At 42.4% G+C, this 15,082-nt stretch carries 18 protein-coding genes; 1 reads left to right on the top strand and 17 read right to left on the bottom strand.

Annotated elements, in window-relative coordinates:
- Positions 1 to 12 precede the first annotated feature (12 nt).
- From EKM67_RS04560 to EKM67_RS04525, 8 genes are read right to left on the bottom strand one after another with little or no spacing between them, the layout of a single operon-like run.
- Complete coding sequence (locus tag EKM67_RS04560) at positions 13 to 1,158, bottom strand: nucleotidyltransferase (protein ID WP_125577729.1); 1,146 nt, start codon at positions 1,156 to 1,158, stop codon at positions 13 to 15.
- Complete coding sequence (locus EKM67_RS04555) at positions 1,158 to 1,904, bottom strand: class I SAM-dependent DNA methyltransferase (RefSeq protein ID WP_225417312.1); 747 nt, start codon at positions 1,902 to 1,904, stop codon at positions 1,158 to 1,160. The genes EKM67_RS04560 and EKM67_RS04555 overlap by 1 nt, the downstream gene beginning before the upstream one ends.
- On the bottom strand, positions 1,904 to 2,263 hold the full coding sequence (gene rsfS, locus EKM67_RS04550) for a ribosome silencing factor (RefSeq protein ID WP_125577727.1): 360 nt from the start codon (positions 2,261 to 2,263) through the stop codon (positions 1,904 to 1,906). Before rsfS ends, EKM67_RS04555 begins: the two co-directional genes overlap by 1 nt.
- Positions 2,264 to 2,273: 10 nt before the next feature.
- Positions 2,274 to 2,876 carry a bis(5'-nucleosyl)-tetraphosphatase (symmetrical) YqeK gene (gene yqeK, locus EKM67_RS04545; RefSeq protein ID WP_225417311.1) on the bottom strand — a complete coding sequence of 201 codons (603 nt, stop codon included), beginning with the start codon at positions 2,874 to 2,876 and terminating at the stop codon, positions 2,274 to 2,276.
- Positions 2,866 to 3,504 (bottom strand): nicotinate-nucleotide adenylyltransferase, encoded by a 639-nt coding sequence (locus EKM67_RS04540; RefSeq protein ID WP_125577724.1) that lies wholly within the window; start codon positions 3,502 to 3,504, stop codon positions 2,866 to 2,868. The genes yqeK and EKM67_RS04540 overlap by 11 nt, the downstream gene beginning before the upstream one ends.
- Positions 3,501 to 3,815, bottom strand: a complete 315-nt coding sequence (locus EKM67_RS04535; protein ID WP_125577722.1) for a YhbY family RNA-binding protein — start codon at positions 3,813 to 3,815, stop codon at positions 3,501 to 3,503. Before EKM67_RS04535 ends, EKM67_RS04540 begins: the two co-directional genes overlap by 4 nt.
- Positions 3,816 to 3,830: 15 nt before the next feature.
- Positions 3,831 to 4,949 (bottom strand): ribosome biogenesis GTPase YqeH, encoded by a 1,119-nt coding sequence (gene yqeH, locus EKM67_RS04530; RefSeq protein WP_125577720.1) that lies wholly within the window; start codon positions 4,947 to 4,949, stop codon positions 3,831 to 3,833.
- Positions 4,942 to 5,469 (bottom strand): YqeG family HAD IIIA-type phosphatase, encoded by a 528-nt coding sequence (locus EKM67_RS04525; protein ID WP_225417310.1) that lies wholly within the window; start codon positions 5,467 to 5,469, stop codon positions 4,942 to 4,944. Before EKM67_RS04525 ends, yqeH begins: the two co-directional genes overlap by 8 nt.
- A gap of 163 nt (positions 5,470 to 5,632) precedes the next feature.
- Here EKM67_RS04525 and EKM67_RS04520 point away from each other — a divergent pair, with 163 nt between their 5' ends.
- A complete protein-coding gene (locus EKM67_RS04520) occupies positions 5,633 to 6,565 on the top strand; it encodes an NADP-dependent oxidoreductase (RefSeq protein ID WP_164506565.1) in 933 nt (310 codons plus the stop codon).
- Between the two features lie 126 nt (positions 6,566 to 6,691).
- Here the strand turns inward: EKM67_RS04520 and EKM67_RS04515 are convergent, their stop codons facing one another.
- The 9 genes from EKM67_RS04515 to nrdR all read right to left on the bottom strand — a co-directional run bounded on the left by EKM67_RS04515 (position 6,692) and on the right by nrdR (position 14,971).
- On the bottom strand, positions 6,692 to 7,540 hold the full coding sequence (locus tag EKM67_RS04515) for an aldo/keto reductase (protein WP_125577714.1): 849 nt from the start codon (positions 7,538 to 7,540) through the stop codon (positions 6,692 to 6,694).
- Between the two features lie 43 nt (positions 7,541 to 7,583).
- Positions 7,584 to 8,327 (bottom strand): alpha/beta hydrolase, encoded by a 744-nt coding sequence (locus EKM67_RS04510; RefSeq protein ID WP_164506564.1) that lies wholly within the window; start codon positions 8,325 to 8,327, stop codon positions 7,584 to 7,586.
- A gap of 160 nt (positions 8,328 to 8,487) precedes the next feature.
- Positions 8,488 to 8,844, bottom strand: coding sequence for a 50S ribosomal protein L20 (gene rplT, locus EKM67_RS04505; RefSeq protein WP_125577711.1), 357 nt, complete (start codon positions 8,842 to 8,844; stop codon positions 8,488 to 8,490).
- Positions 8,845 to 8,897: 53 nt separating this feature from the next.
- Complete coding sequence (gene rpmI / locus EKM67_RS04500) at positions 8,898 to 9,098, bottom strand: 50S ribosomal protein L35 (protein ID WP_125577709.1); 201 nt, start codon at positions 9,096 to 9,098, stop codon at positions 8,898 to 8,900.
- Between the two features lie 40 nt (positions 9,099 to 9,138).
- Entirely contained in the window at positions 9,139 to 9,672 is a 534-nt protein-coding gene (gene infC / locus EKM67_RS04495) for a translation initiation factor IF-3 (RefSeq protein WP_225417314.1), read from the bottom strand.
- 181 nt (positions 9,673 to 9,853) lie between these two features.
- On the bottom strand, positions 9,854 to 11,836 hold the full coding sequence (thrS, locus tag EKM67_RS04490) for a threonine--tRNA ligase (protein WP_125577704.1): 1,983 nt from the start codon (positions 11,834 to 11,836) through the stop codon (positions 9,854 to 9,856).
- A gap of 341 nt (positions 11,837 to 12,177) precedes the next feature.
- Positions 12,178 to 13,122, bottom strand: a complete 945-nt coding sequence (dnaI, locus tag EKM67_RS04485) for a primosomal protein DnaI (RefSeq protein WP_125577703.1) — start codon at positions 13,120 to 13,122, stop codon at positions 12,178 to 12,180.
- Positions 13,123 to 14,511, bottom strand: coding sequence for a DnaD domain protein (locus EKM67_RS04480; RefSeq protein ID WP_125577701.1), 1,389 nt, complete (start codon positions 14,509 to 14,511; stop codon positions 13,123 to 13,125).
- The gene (nrdR, locus tag EKM67_RS04475; protein ID WP_125577699.1) at positions 14,489 to 14,971 is read right to left on the bottom strand and encodes a transcriptional regulator NrdR; all 483 of its coding nucleotides are present in this window, start codon (positions 14,969 to 14,971) and stop codon (positions 14,489 to 14,491) included. Before nrdR ends, EKM67_RS04480 begins: the two co-directional genes overlap by 23 nt.
- Positions 14,972 to 15,082 lie beyond the last annotated feature (111 nt).

Genomic DNA, 15,082 nt, shown 5'->3' with positions numbered 1-15,082 from the left:
TTTCTTACTCCTTTATTTAATCATGATGATGTGCTGACGAAAATTCTGTTCCACGCCCGTCAGCTGTTCAATCAGCCGATCAACACGCACCTGCAATCCCAGAGAGCCTGAGGGCTTACCAAGATCCGCGGTCACTTTGGTGATCAAATGAGCGGCATTATTTTTTCTAAGTTCGCGCAAGTAGGCTTGACCCACAGAATTGAATCCGAGCACACGTATTGGTTGATCCACCGTAGACGCAGCTGTGATGTCGGCGGCAGTCACCTGCAGAACTGTATAGAGAGCTAATCGTCGTAAACGAGCATAAGTGTAGCGTTTTGATTTCACCAGTTGCAAAAACTGATCAAAATCTGTACTTTTTTGATTTTGTTGCCAGAAACGATATTCCAAACCTTCCGACATTTGATAAATTGGCGTAAGCTCCTGCGGCCAGGAAACATTTAAAGCATAATGCAAATAAGGCCACAAATCTTGCCAACTTAATAATTTGTCTGAAAATAGGCTCAAATCGTAAGGCACAAATCTTGCAACAGATTCCATTTCTCCTGCTAGCAAAAGTTGACGAATAGCCGTTGCGCTGGCATATGATGCCGTTGAATTCAAGTCATCGTGTGCAACACCAATTCTGGTGATCGGCAATAATTCAAGTGGCCGGTCTAATTGAGCATTCGCGTATGCGTAACTCAGTGCCAATAACTGATTAGGTTTCTCGATCCGCTGACCCAGTTTTTCCTCTAAAAAGTCATTCCACTGTGTAGCGTAAGTTTTAGTATAATTGACCGTAAACTGTGGTCGTTTCAATTTCGGCGCAATTTCATTGAGCAACGTCTTATAGTCAAACTCGCTTTTTTCGACACCAAATGCAAGGGTCTGACAATTGAGTGCGTCTAAGATTTGTAACGCACCGGCCGCAAATCGATCTGCTGGTTGACTAGAAATTGCAAAAGGTAATTCGATCACGAGATCTGCACCATTGGTTAACGCCATTCGCGCACGCTGCCATTTATCCACGATTGCTGGCTCACCACGTTGCACATAATTGCCTGACATGACTACGACCATCACGTCGGCGTGAGCTTTCTCACGTGCTTGTGTTAATTGGTAGGCATGCCCATTATGAAATGGATTGTATTCTGCAATCACACCACAAGCCTTCATCAAGCACCTCGCTTCGCCGTAAAGAACCATCGTGGCGTCGTTTCTGTGACGGATTCATCATCAAACCCGCCATAAACTTCAATCTGCGTAAACCCGGCTTTTTCTAAAAGTTGTCGATACGTCGCAATTGAATCGGTACGTTCAAAGTGCTCTTCATTCAAGGCTTCATAAGCCTCTAGTTCATCACGCCACACGAAAAAAGTTAAATCATGCGAGACACTATCAGGCTCGTCTCCTGAATAACTAGACCACATAAACGCCCAATCTTGATCATGCTCATTATACATATACCCTGGAAAAACTTCATTGACCTGATACAGTGAGTGTACGTCAAATAAAAAGGTGCCCTCTGGCTTGAGAACTTGATAAACTTGTTCGAAACACCGGGAAACGGCTTGAGAATCAGCTAAATAACAGATCGAATCATCGAAACAAGTCACCACATCTAAATCGGTGATTTCTACGTCGTTCAAGTTCAACATGTCACCTTGTAAGAGCGTTATCTGTTGATTAGCCTCCATACTGCGTTCTGAAGCAATCGTCAACATTTCTTCAGAAAGGTCCACACCATAAGTCCGTGCCCCTTCCTGAGCAAATAAGACGGCCAAATCACCTGTTCCACAGGCCAAATCCAAAATTTTCCGATTCGATAATGGCCCAAAATGACGCTGCGTAAACTGATTCCATTTCAAATAAAGGTCTTTATCCATGAGCAGATCATAATAATAGGCAAAGGTCTGATACATTATTCCGCGATCCAGTCCTTTAGATCGACCTCTGGTGCATCTGCCCATAACTTTTCAAGATTATAGAAGCGACGTTCTTCCTCCACAAATACATGGACAACAACGTCTTTAAAGTCGATCAAGACCCATTTTGAGCCTTTTTTGCCTTCAACATGTCCTTCGACACCGCCGAGTGCTTCGACTTTTTTCTGAATTTCATCCACAATGGCTTCAACCTGACGTTCTGAACCTGCATGCATGATCAAAAAATAATCGGCCAATAAACTAACATTACGCATATCTAACGCGACGATCTCTTCTGCACTCTTATCATCCGCGGCCTTAACCGCAGTTTTTAAAATTTCTTCACTATTTGCCAAAAAAATCCTCCTAATTAGTTCCTAATTCATTATATGTTGCAAAAGTTGTTGGGTAAATCTTATTTTGCTTTTGAACTAAATGCAAAATTGTTTCCTGTAATTCCTTAGCAACTGCTTGATCCAAGCCAATTGCTAGCGCCGCTCGGGCATCTTCTACGCCAGGGAAATCCCGACCAGGTTCAACATAATCAGCAACAAAGACGATTTTGTCAAGCGTGGTCATCTGTGGATCACCAATCGTATGACGACCGATGGCTTGGAGGATCGGCTCATCGTGAATTCCGAGTTCTTGCTCGACGAAATATCGACCGACGACACCATGCCAAATGGCGTTTCCATAATCCAAAAGGTCCGCAGATAAATGTTGCGCAGTGATCATGACTTGAAATTCTTCATCGGTACGTTCCTTGGCATAATCATGCAATAAACCGGCAATCCCCGCACGCGTCACATCTGCACCGACCGTCTCCGCAATGGTCATTGCTTGCTTCTCAACACGAAGACAATGCTGAAATCGGTAATCACCTAAATGTTCTTTTAAAGCTGCAACGACTTCCTCATGGGTGTGTGGCACCAATTCTTGAAAAAGTTGTGGATCATAATCACTTGCCAAGATAAAGCCCCTTTTCCCGAATGTATTGCTGTACTTTTTGAGGTACCAAATAATTAATGGAGCAATGGCGTGCAACTAAATCTCTAATTTTCGTAGAGCTTAGCGCAATCTCGGGTGTATCGACCCAGATTACCGGATACTTGGTTTCTACCTTGATACCAGGACGTTTCACACCCACAAAAGTGACCAGTTGTGCCAATTCGTCAATTTTATGCCAAGTCGGTAAATAGGCAATCATATCAGCACCAAGAATTAAATAGTAATCAGACAAAGGATGATGTTTCTTCAAATCGACAATCGTATCGTAGGTATAACTTTTCCCACCACGCGCGATTTCCAACAAATCTAATTCAAACCCGAGATGTCCTTGAATTGCTAATTCAACCATTTCTGCGCGATCTTTAGCATCGATCGTCAGCTTCTCATCTTGATGTGGCGGCTGAGCGTCTGGAATAAATAAAACTTTCTCCAACTTCAGCTGTGACATCACTTGGTCAGCCATAATCAAATGACCAAGATGGATGGGATTAAAGGTACCACCCATAATCCCCACTGGATGGCGAGATAACTTAGGCGTTTGCATTTGCACTTTTGTTTGTACGGGTGTTTTTATTTCAGTTTGTTTCATTTGATTGATTTCACTTTTTCAGACAACTTCCGATTCTTCTCGAGTCTTGCCGGTTGGAAAACCGTTAGAACTCGGCCTAAAATTTGTACAACGGTCATGCTGGGCATTGCGTCCGTCAGAGCAGCCTTCAGTTCGGCTGGTGTCAGATCACTATTCTGCAAAATATTGATCTTCAAAAGTTCATGAGTTTCAATCGTTTGGCTCAAATCTGTCACTAAGGCCTCATTGACACCATTCTTACCAACATGAACGATGGGTCGCATTTGATTTGCCTGTGATTTCAAAAATCGTTTCTGTTTACTTGTTAACATCTTTATTTCTCCTTATTAAACGATCGGCGTGCGTAAACTGTAATTCACGCCTTCGGGAATCAGCACACGAAATTGGCTGCTTGCTGGCAAGCGAATCCAGCCCAATCCAGCAATAACTAAATCCTGTGCGTCTTTAGTCGTGAACTCATGTGATCTGAATGCAGGTAATTTATCTGGATCAGCAGGTGGTACTAATAATTTCCCGCGTTGACGTTGATAGAACTCATCTGCAGTCTCTGTTTTCGTACGGTGAACCAAGAGATTGTTTTCAACATAGACAATCAGACTGCTTCGCTTCCCACCTAAGAAATCGATACGGACGAGTCCACCTAGGAATAAAGTTTGTGGTGGTGTTAATTGAAACACACGTGGCCGCAACTCAGATTGAGGACTGACAAAGCGCAATTCTTTAGGATCCAAGAAATGAGCCATTTGAGTCCCATTAATAATTCCGGGTGTATCGATCAAAGAATGATGATCAGCTAATGGAATCTGAATCTGGTCTAGCGTTGTCCCGGGAAAACGAGACGTTGTGATCATATCGTTGGGTCCTGACGTCTGCTTGATAATTGCGTTGATAAGCGTTGACTTACCCACATTTGTCGTCCCAACCACATAAACATCTTGACCATGCCGTTGTTTCTCAATAGTTGCGAGTAATTCGTCGACTTGATATAACTTCTTAGCACTAGTCAAGAGTGTTGCAACAGGGTGCAAGCCTTCTTTGGCAGCTTGTTGTTGCAACCAATTTAATATTTTAGGACGGTGAACACTTTTAGGTAAAAGATCCGCCTTATTACCGACTAAGATCACTGGATTATCACCGACAAATCGATGTAATCCAGGAATCACGCTACCATCGAAATCAAATAAGTCGACCACATTCACAATCAGTGCCTTTTGCTGGCCTAACGAGTTCAGTAGATCCGTGAATTCACTGTCGTCAATTTTAATATCCGTAATCTCATTATAATGACGCAAGCGAAAGCAACGTTGGCAATAAAAAACTTCATTATTTTCTTCGAGTTGCTTTTTCAACGAACTGGCAGGAATGTATCCTGCTAATTCTGGATCGGCACTCTGCAGCTTTGCACCGCAGCCAATACAATATAAATCATCTGTTATTTCAGTCATCTAAATGCTCCCGCCAAGTTGTTTCTGGATTTTTTTGATAATAATGTCTCATAATTCTCGTTTCCAAGAAGCGATTAAACTTTGTATTCCAACTATCCGTTTCAACGATTGGACGAACCATCACGGTTTTAACACCGGCCAAATGCCCCGCCTGAATGTCTGTGAGTAATTGATCTCCCACCATGACCGTATGTTCCGCGTCAAGATTAAAGTGGCGCAGTGCCCGTTTAATTCCAAATGGGAAAGGTTTTAAAGCGTTCCAAATAAACGGGATATGCAAATCAGAAACTGCTAGAGCAACCCGCTTCTTACGATTGTTGGAAACCACGATCACTTGAATATGATTTTGTTTCATGACTTCAAGCCATTCCTGCAACTCAGCAGAATAATTGGGTTCATGCCAAGCAATCAAGGTATTATCAAGATCCGTTAATATCGCATTGATTTGATGCCGCTTTAATTCTGTTGGAGTTAAATTATATATTCGATTCACTAACCAATTAGGTTTAAACAACGCCATGACCCACCTCATTTATATCCTTTCATTATAAGGGAAAAAGTCCCTAAGTACAATCACAACCAGAATATGAAACAGCGTAACGGACATTTCAATCAAATCAACAGACTTTTGGTGACCAATGTTGTACGCTATAATCAACTCTAAGGAAAGTCAGGCGATACAAATGAAAGCTTTTGGCATTCAAAGTTATGGACCACCTTCTGTCATTCAAGAATACACCAAAGATGAACCAATTCCTAAGGACAATCAGGTTAAAATTAAAGTGTCTGCGTTTGCGATCAATCCTTATGATGCCTCAATGCGCCGTGGTAATTTTCAAGATCAGCGTGCCTTGAAATTCCCGTATATTTTAGGTTCTGATTTAGTTGGGAAAATCGTTGAAGTTGGAACGGCCGTTAATGATTATCAAATCGGCGATTTTGTGATCAATCATCGTGCAAGTGGTGCTTATAGTGAATATGTTACCGCAACGACTGCTAAAATAATGCCGTTGCCTGCAGGATTAGATCTGGCACAGGCTGCTAGTTTGCCCACGCCCGGAATTGCAGCATACAATGCTTGGCACGCTTTTGCAAATATCCAATCAAATGATGTGATCGGCATCGTCGGTGTAGGCGGCGCAGTCGGCTCCTTAATTGCGCAAATTGCGCACGCCGCAGGTCATCGCGTGATTGGCGTTGCCAAGGGCCGTCACCAAGAGCTCGCAAAAGAACTACAGGTTGATCAATTCATCGCATATGATCAACTCCCGGAAGAAGAAACGTGGCAACATCAAGCAGATGTCGTTTTCAATACGATTTTTGCTGGTTCAGATCAGCACTTAAGTGAACAACTCGTTAAAGAAAACGGTCAACTGGTCTTTTTCACCGGTGTTCCCGATGATTTAAACTTGCCAAATGTGGATACGGTTGCTGTAGGTTTCCGCAAAGATTTGAAAGATGCAGATGTCTTTGCTTTTTGGAGCGACTTTTTAGCGGAGCATCCTCTGCAACTAGCCGTTCAACAAACATTTCCGTTTGAACAAGAAGCAATCGTCAAGGCTCATGAGTTGATTGAGTCACATCACCAAGGAAAGCTCGTCGTTTGGGTCAATTAATAATTGTAAAATAATGAAAAGCCATGATATTTGGGAGTTAAGTGCTCCAACTCAAATATCACGGCTTTTTTCATTGACCTGTATTATCTGTGACTTTATTTTGCCAATTCTCAATAAAGAATTACTTTACCAAGTGATCGTGTCGGGGTCTGTTGCTAGCCCGGCTTGTCCATGGAACCCATCGATTACTATCATGTCAGCATCTGTCAATGTGAAATCAAACAGCTGACCATTTTCAACGATCCGTTCTTGATGAACTGATTTTGGTAATGGTAAAAATCCATGTTGGAGACTCCACTTTAAAACAACTTGTGCAACTGTCTTTTGATATTTAGCGGCGATGTCTTGCAGCTCACTGATTTTGAAAATTTTACCAGTGCCAAGTGGACTGTATGCCTCACTTAAAATATCATGTTTCTGATTATAAGCTGTGACTTCAGGCTGCAAGTCACTCGGGTTCAGAAAGATTTGATTGACGGCTGGCTTAATTGTCGCTGTTTTCAACAATTCATCTAAATGGTGAGGATGGAAATTTGAAACACCAATTGCTCGGATTTTGCCTGCTTGAACGGCTTCTTCCATTGCCCGCCAAGATTCAGCATTAGCATCTTGCCAGTGATCACGAAATGCCACTGGATTGGGCCAGTGAATCAAATAAAGGTCTAAATAATCGATACCGAGTTGCATCAACGAATAATCAATTGCTTGTTTGGCTGCTTGGTAACCATGATCTTTGTTCCATAATTTACTCGTAATAAAAACTTCATCGCGAGGCAGGCCGCTCTTGCGAATACCTTGGCCAACACTCTCTTCATTGCCATACGCAGTGGCCGTGTCAATATGACGGTACCCAGCTTTCAAGGCGCTTAAAACGGCTGACGATGCCACATTACCATCTGGTGTTTGCCAAGTCCCAAAACCGACCACCGGAATCTTAACGCCATTATTTAAGGTATAAGTATCAGTTAAACTCATAAAGAAACCTCCATCATCCATTAAAGTGTGTGTCTTAATTGATTTAGCGATTGAGTAGTCGATATTGCTCAGTTAACCACCGCAATGCCGTTGGTAAATAAGTGTCCCAGAAATTCCAATCATGATTACCAGTCTGTTCACGATAATCCAGTTTATCCAGAGATTGTCGCGCAAATGTGTGGAAAGTTCGATTGTTTTCCAGCAGCTGATCATCAGTTCCAATCAACTGAAACAGTGGTAATTGACGCACTCGTCGATCAGCTACCAAATTGAGTAAATTACTCTGACTATCTTGAAAGCTAGCTTGGCTGCCAAAGATATGCTGAAAATTCTCGATACGCTCATTCCATGATGATCCAATGTCCAAGCGACCCGAAAAACTGACTGCTGCGCCAATTCGATCTGGATTTCTTAGCGCCCATTTAAAAGCACCGTAGCCACCCATTGATAAACCAGCAACAAACGTATTTTTTTTCGACAGATCAAGCTTTAGCCAAGTCTGCAAATAGGTGGGCAATTCAACTGTCAAATAATCCCAGTAGTTGGCACCATAGGCCGTGTTTGCATAATAACTTCGCCCAGCATCCGGCATCACGATCACAAACGGATATTCATTCGCATAACGCGATAAAGAACTATTATCTAGCCAACTATTTTGATTATCACCCATACCGTGCAACAAGAATAATACGGGCTGCTGCTTTTGCAATTGTGTAGGTAAATAAACATTGAACTGTGTTTGTTTCTTAAGACTCTGCGAATAAAAATTAAATGTCGCAATAGCCATAGCATCACTCCCATTCACAATCCAGTATAGCATAATGCGCCCTAATTTCTCGACGATTTTACTTGTAAACACGAACGCAAATGATCAAAAAAAAACCTGGTCCACTTTTAGACAAAGAAAAAACAATGACCAAAATAATCATTGTTTATCTCATTGATATTTATTTCAGAGCTGACTTTGCTTGGTTAGCAACTTCGGTGAAAGCTGCTGGATCTGTAACGGCAATATCAGCTAACATTTTACGGTTGATATCGATACCAGCTAATTTCAAACCGTGCATCATCTTGCTGTAGCTTAATTCGTTCATACGAGCTGCAGCATTGATCCGTGCGATCCATAACTTACGGAATTCGCGCTTAACTTGGCGACGATCACGGAATGCATAGTGATATGAGTTCATTAATTGAACATGAGCTGATTTGAAAAGTAAATGTTTAGCACCGCGATAACCTTTAGCTAATTTAAGAACTTTCTTACGACGTTTGCGGGTAACAGTACCGCCTTTTACACGTGGCATATTTAATTTCCTCCTTGAGTACTTTCTGGCTTAATTTAACAGGTTCACAAGTATTAACGAACTTGTGAAAGCATTTGACGAATACGACGCATGTCGCTATGTGAAACCATACCTGGTTTGCTTAATTGACGACGTTGTTTCTTCGTCTTGCCGTGGAAACGGTGACTTGTGTAAGCGTGGCCTCGCTTTAATTGGCCACTTGCCGTTTTCTTAAAACGCTTTGCAGAAGCGCGATGTGTTTTTTGCTTTGGCATGAAAAAATCCTCCTAAATTAATCTGATGTCGAATAAAGCTTTATTTACTAACTTTTGGTGCCAACATTAAGAACATACTACGGCCATCCATCTTGGGATGCGCCTCAACATTGGCAACGTCAGAAGCTTGTTCAGCAAGCTGTTCAAGCACCTTACGTCCGACATCCTTATGGGTGATTGCGCGTCCTTTGAAGCGGATCGAAACTTTAACTTTATCACCCTTGCTTAAAAACTTACGTGCATTATTAAGCTTAGTATTAAAGTCATTCTCACCAATTGATGGACTTAAACGAACTTCTTTGACGTTAACAACCTTTTGTTTCTTACGAGCTTCACGATCTTTCTTCTGGAGCTCGAATCGATACTTACCATAGTCCATGATTTTTGCAACTGGTGGTTTTGCATTCGGCGAAACTAAAACTAAATCTTGACTTGCTTCATCGGCTAGACGAACAGCTTCAGCTCTAAGTTTCACACCTAGTTGTTCACCATCGGCACCGATCAAACGAACTTCGCGTGCACGAATGTTTTCATTAACGATTAAATCTTTTGCTATGAGAAGCCACCTCCAAATGTAATTGACGACGTTTATCGTCAAAACCCAAGAACATAAAAAAACTGCGGGCACAAAAGCACCCGCAGCGTGAAGATTCATCAGCAAATTAACTAACGTCTATAAACCCAGAGGCCTGAAGCGTGGGTGAGAAGCGGGAACTTCTGCTTAATTCAACTTAATTAGTATACCAACTGCCAGTTTACTTGTCAAGCTTTGCTTCGATGCTTGAATTAGCAGAGGTTTCAGTCGTACGACTGTAATTGTTGACATCGGCTTGAACACTTTGAATAAATTCTTGCAGTGGTTCATCCGCAGCGTCCTTTTCACCGTAACGACGAACCGAAACACTTTGATCGGCTAATTCTTGATCACCGACAACTAAAGTATATGGCACCTTTTGTGTTTGTGCTTCACGGATCTTATAACCCATCTTTTCATTACGTAGATCGACTTTGACACGTAATCCTTTAGCAGCCATTTGTTTCTGAATGTCTTTAACGTAATCGGTATGCAGATCCAAGTTAACAGGGATAACTTCAACTTGCACTGGTGCGAGCCAGGTTGGAAAAGCCCCCTTGTACATTTCCATCAAATAAGCAACGAAACGTTCCATCGTGCCAACAATACCACGATGCATCATGACTGGACGATGTTCTTGACCATCTGCACCTGTATAAGTGAGTTGGAATTTCTCTGGCAACATGAAGTCTAATTGAATCGTCGACATGGTTTCCTCGCCGCCCATGGCTGTCTTCGTTTGAACGTCTAGCTTAGGACCATAGAATGCGGCCTCGCCTTCTGCTTCATAATAATCTAAGCCAAGGTCGTCCATGGCTTGCTTCAACATCGCCTGAGCATTATTCCACATCTCATCATCATCGAAATACTTTTCAGTATTGGCAGGATCACGATAACTCAAACGGAAAGTGTAATCGGTAATATTGAAATCATCATAAACTTCCATCATCATTTTCAAAACGCTCTTGAATTCATCTTGAATTTGTTCAGGTGCCAAGAAAGTATGACCATCATTCAAAGTCATTTCACGGACACGTTGCAAACCGGATAAGGCACCAGATTTTTCGTAACGGTGCATCATCCCCAATTCAGCAATACGGATCGGTAATTCACGATATGAACGATTATGGTGATTGTAGATTTGGATATGAGATGGGCAATTCATGGGCCGTAATTCTAGAAATTCGCCGTCACCCATGTCCATTGGTGGAAACATATCTTCACGATAATGTGCCCAGTGACCAGACGTCTTGTATAAATTCAAGTTAGCCAATACTGGCGTATAAACATGTTGATAGCCATTGGCAACTTCTTTGTCGATAATATAGCGTTCAACCACGCGACGGATCGTAGCACCATTTGGCATCCAATATGGTAAGCCTGCACCAACTTCTGGATCAACAAAGAATAGGTCCAAGTCGCGGCCGATCGTCCGATGATCACGCTCTTTAATTTCAGCGCGACGTTTCAAATCTGCCTCTAATTCAGGTGCCTTGTAGAATGCAGTCCCGTAAATCCGTTGTAGCATGGGATTACTTGACTTGCCTTGCCAATAAGCACCGGCAACCGATAATAATTCATAATGTTTCAAAGGTGCTAAGCTCTTGAGTAAAGCACGATCACCAAAACTGGTGTAGTTACCTAATTGATAAACGGCAACTTGAACGGCATCTTGTGCATTCAGTAATGATTCTTGATAAGGGTCGTCTTTGAACTCGTTTAATAAATCTGCTTTATCAGCGACACGGCGTTCGATTGGTTGGTTGGCCGAAATAATCTTCGCCATTACTTTTTTGATCTCAGGTAATTCAGTGACGGTCACTTGACCAGCCGCACGATCGGTATCGAGATAGAAACCATCGTCGCTTGATTGATGCTCGCCAAAATGAATGTCCGCATGAATTTTCTTCAAAGCAGCACCTAACACAAACGTCGCCGTGTTCCGTAGAACTTTGAGACCCTCTGCATCATCGCTGGTTAAAATTTGAAAGTTACCGTCTTGAGTCAATGGTTGTTCAATATCAACTAAAGTCCCATTTAATTGACCCGCAACGGCTTTTTTAGCCAGGCTGCTCGCAATACTTTTGGCAACGTCTAATGTTGTTGAGCCTGCTTCAAACTGACGCTGACTGTTATCTGGAAAAGTTAATGAAATTTCTGCCATTTTTTCGTCCTCCTATTATTTGCCACAAAAAAATCCCTAAGCCATCAATAAATGATGACCTAGGGACGTTTATTTAACGCGGTTCCACCCGAATTCAGTATTATGTCAGACACAATACCCTCTTGATGATCGATAAAGAGATCAGCCAATTGATTCGAAGTGGTCGCAAATTGATGAAACGGAAAAGTTTTCAGCCAAGACTTTTCTCTCTGAACGATTCAACTTAATCTGTGGTATCTTCATGAATCATTAAAGCACAAGTGAATTATCGGTGCAAGCTTTTTGAAAGAAAAAATGTAAAAAACTATCTGGAAAGTTGGAAACTGTTGAAACTTGTTAGATCATTCTTGAGTTAGGTTTTCTTGTCGTAGATTTGGTCCCGTCATCTGATATTCTGTTGCTAGAAAATGAATTCGTTCCATGATCCGCGCCGATTTGATCTCATCGACTCCTTGATTCGTCTGACTCAAATAAGCTTGCAATTCAGACATACTCAGGTTAGACGTGAAGCAAGTCGTCAGTCTTTCTTGCATCCGATACTGTAAGATCACACTCAAGACTTCATCGCGGATCCACGGGCTCAATGCGTCGGCGCCGATGTCATCGATCATCAATACTGGCGTCTCCTCTAAATTTTGTAGTCGTTGCCAAACCTTGTGGTCATTAATTGCCTGCTTCATTTGAACTGCAAAGGTCGGAAAATGAACGAGTGTACTGGTAATGCCGTTTTTGGCGATGTTGTTGGCCATCGCACCCAGTAAGAACGTCTTACCCAAACCAAATGGGCCACTTAAATAAACGCCCTTCACATAAGTCTCCGACGTTTCGCGCCCGATCAATTGCGTGGTTAAATCAATGGCAGCCTCAAACGCCGTCATCCGCCCTGCAAATTTCTGCGAATAATCATCGAAGGTCACATCTGCTAAGTCTTTAGGTAGATTCACGACCTTGATACGATCTGCCTGTGCGGCCGCCTGGCGTTGATCAACTAATTTTGCTGTTGGCCGATAGCCGACTTCAATATCCCCATTATTCATCTGCAAAACTGGTTCATAACCGGCCGCAGAAATCGTTTCATCGTCAGAATGACCTTTTTTAATGGTCACAAATTCATAGATCGCCGCCGCAGATTTCTCGATGGTCTCTTCATGGAGTTCATCTTGATGCACCTTTAAAAAAGCCTGCACATCAGGATCGGCTAAGGCTTGATTGATCAGCTGACGATAACTCGTTGTAAATTGATTTTGTGCTAAATATTTTTTGAAAAAATCGTTGATGTTTTGCATTTATTCACCCCGTTGCTGACTCGTCTTATTCAGATTGGCTAGCTTCTGTGCAATTTGTTGGCGTTGCTTGGAATCTGTTGTCTGATTGGCCGCTGCATCTTGCGTGCCTTTTTTAAACCAATTAGGCGTGACACCCGCGGGTTGCTGACGTTTCTGCGAACGATGTTGTTGTTTGAGCGGTGCGGTTTGTTTCTGTGCCAGATATTTCAACGCAGCTTCGGGTGTTTTGATGCCTTGTTTCAACCAATCTTGCGCAAAAGTATCGATCAACGCTTGCGTTAGCGTGGTATAGCTCGACAAAACGGTGTTCAACATAATATTGATCGTCGCATCATTCAAGACGCCGCGTTGTTGCAGCTTCTTCACGTTGCGATATTCATTTTCAGCTGCATAAGATTGCTGGCGCTGTTTTGTTTCACGGAGAAAATCTGCCGGTGTTAGCTCATTGGCTCGTTTCAACAAGTCTAATTGAATTTCTGAGAAGCCTTGGACACTCGCCGGTTTCACAGATTCAGCTGGTTCATTCGTCGGCTTAGATTCAGTCGGATTTAATTGCTGATACAAAGCCAACGCCCGTTCTTCCAGCATATTGAAATTAATTTTGTTGGTTTCGAGATTGATACTACGTCCGATCAACCGGGCAATATCCGTCACCGTGAATCCATAGAATTTTTGCAAACCATAAATATCGTTTTTATGCGTCAAAATTTCTGACTCTTCGATTTGTTGACGACCGACTAACGCAATCAATGTTTCCCAATCGAAACTTGCTAATTCCGCCGGACTGATTTCGCCCACATACGCAGTCGGTTGATTGTCTTTGAACTTGGCAGCCCCCGCGTGTACTTCTGCAGGTGGTGTTAAAAGTGCGCTGGTTGATAAATGGAACACGTCTAAAAATCCAGCGGTAATTTCCTGATTTGCGTGCACGCTCACGTCCGGTAACTGAAATTCACGTTGTAGAGCCATAAACTTGGCGCGTGAAACTTTTTCGAGTAAAAAAGTGGCTAAAATTTCTTCTTGGAAAAATTTTGCTGGCGCTAATGGGGCAAACAATTGGTAAATTAAATAATCACCCAAAGTGTCATGTTGCTTGAACGTCTTCATCAGACCACAAGCTTCTAATTCCTGACGAGCATGTAAAAATGTCGGCGCATCTAAGCCCACTAAATCGAATAATCTGAAATGAGCCGATCGCTGAGAAATCAGTTGATGATCATCGACCTCGCTCCACAGCGTTAAGTAAAGTGTAAAAGCATTCGGATCTAGCAAAGGCTGGTATAGCTTAGTGAGCACGCGTTGTTTCAAGTCGCTCCAATGATCCGCGCGAACTAAAAAATAGCCAAGTTGCGGATCGATGGCTAAGTCAGCTTTCATGCTTTGAGTCACTATCTTTCTCCCTGGCCATCATTTCTTGGACCTCTTTCATAAACACATTCATATCTTTGAATTGACGATAAACACTTGCAAAGCGGATATAGGCAACATCATCCACCGCGGCTAAATATTTCATCACTAATTCACCGATATCTTCGGAACGAATTTCATTCTCGCCAGTTTGACGAATATCATGTTCGATTTTATCGACGATCTCAGTCATCTGGTCCATCGTAATCGGCCGTTTTTCTGCTGCACGAACTAGACCGCGCATAATTTTTTCACGGTTAAATTCTTCGCGAGTACCATCCTTCTTAACAACCAATAACGGTGTTTGCTCGATCCGCTCGAAGGTGGTAAACCGATAATTACAGTTCTCACATTCACGACGCCGACGGATCGCACGTCCCTCATCTGCAGGACGACTATCGACAACTTTTAACGAATTATGATGACAACGTGGACATTGCATGGCACACCCCTCATTTACAGTTCTCTTTTAATCATATTATACCCCATTGCCAAAAAGAGTGCGATGAGTTCACGCGCAAATCTACGACCCTTCCAAATAAATACCGCGTTC

It is taken from the genome of Lapidilactobacillus mulanensis, assembly GCF_003946215.1.
Lineage (GTDB): Bacteria > Bacillota > Bacilli > Lactobacillales > Lactobacillaceae > Lapidilactobacillus > Lapidilactobacillus mulanensis.
The sequence above is the reverse complement of the archived record's forward strand: the minus strand, read 5'-3'. Positions and strand labels throughout refer to the sequence as shown.

Excerpts from the sequence above, each read along its gene's own strand:
- EKM67_RS04535 (WP_125577722.1), bottom strand. The coding sequence starts at position 3,815 with ATGTTAACAAGTAAACAGAAACGATTTTTGAAATCACAGGCAAATCAA.
- EKM67_RS04525 (WP_225417310.1), bottom strand. The coding sequence starts at position 5,469 with ATGGCGTTGTTTAAACCTAATTGGTTAGTGAATCGAATATATAATTTA.
- EKM67_RS04555 (WP_225417312.1), bottom strand. The coding sequence starts at position 1,904 with ATGTATCAGACCTTTGCCTATTATTATGATCTGCTCATGGATAAAGAC.
- EKM67_RS04520 (WP_164506565.1), top strand. The coding sequence starts at position 5,633 with ATGAAAGCTTTTGGCATTCAAAGTTATGGACCACCTTCTGTCATTCAA.
- EKM67_RS04510 (WP_164506564.1), bottom strand. The coding sequence starts at position 8,327 with ATGGCTATTGCGACATTTAATTTTTATTCGCAGAGTCTTAAGAAACAA.
- thrS (WP_125577704.1), bottom strand. The coding sequence starts at position 11,836 with ATGGCAGAAATTTCATTAACTTTTCCAGATAACAGTCAGCGTCAGTTT.
- EKM67_RS04515 (WP_125577714.1), bottom strand. The coding sequence starts at position 7,540 with ATGAGTTTAACTGATACTTATACCTTAAATAATGGCGTTAAGATTCCG.
- rplT (WP_125577711.1), bottom strand. The coding sequence starts at position 8,844 with ATGCCACGTGTAAAAGGCGGTACTGTTACCCGCAAACGTCGTAAGAAA.
- yqeH (WP_125577720.1), bottom strand. The coding sequence starts at position 4,949 with ATGACTGAAATAACAGATGATTTATATTGTATTGGCTGCGGTGCAAAG.
- EKM67_RS04540 (WP_125577724.1), bottom strand. The coding sequence starts at position 3,504 with ATGAAACAAACTGAAATAAAAACACCCGTACAAACAAAAGTGCAAATG.
- nrdR (WP_125577699.1), bottom strand. The coding sequence starts at position 14,971 with ATGCAATGTCCACGTTGTCATCATAATTCGTTAAAAGTTGTCGATAGT.
- EKM67_RS04560 (WP_125577729.1), bottom strand. The coding sequence starts at position 1,158 with ATGAAGGCTTGTGGTGTGATTGCAGAATACAATCCATTTCATAATGGG.
- dnaI (WP_125577703.1), bottom strand. The coding sequence starts at position 13,122 with ATGCAAAACATCAACGATTTTTTCAAAAAATATTTAGCACAAAATCAA.
- rpmI (WP_125577709.1), bottom strand. The coding sequence starts at position 9,098 with ATGCCAAAGCAAAAAACACATCGCGCTTCTGCAAAGCGTTTTAAGAAA.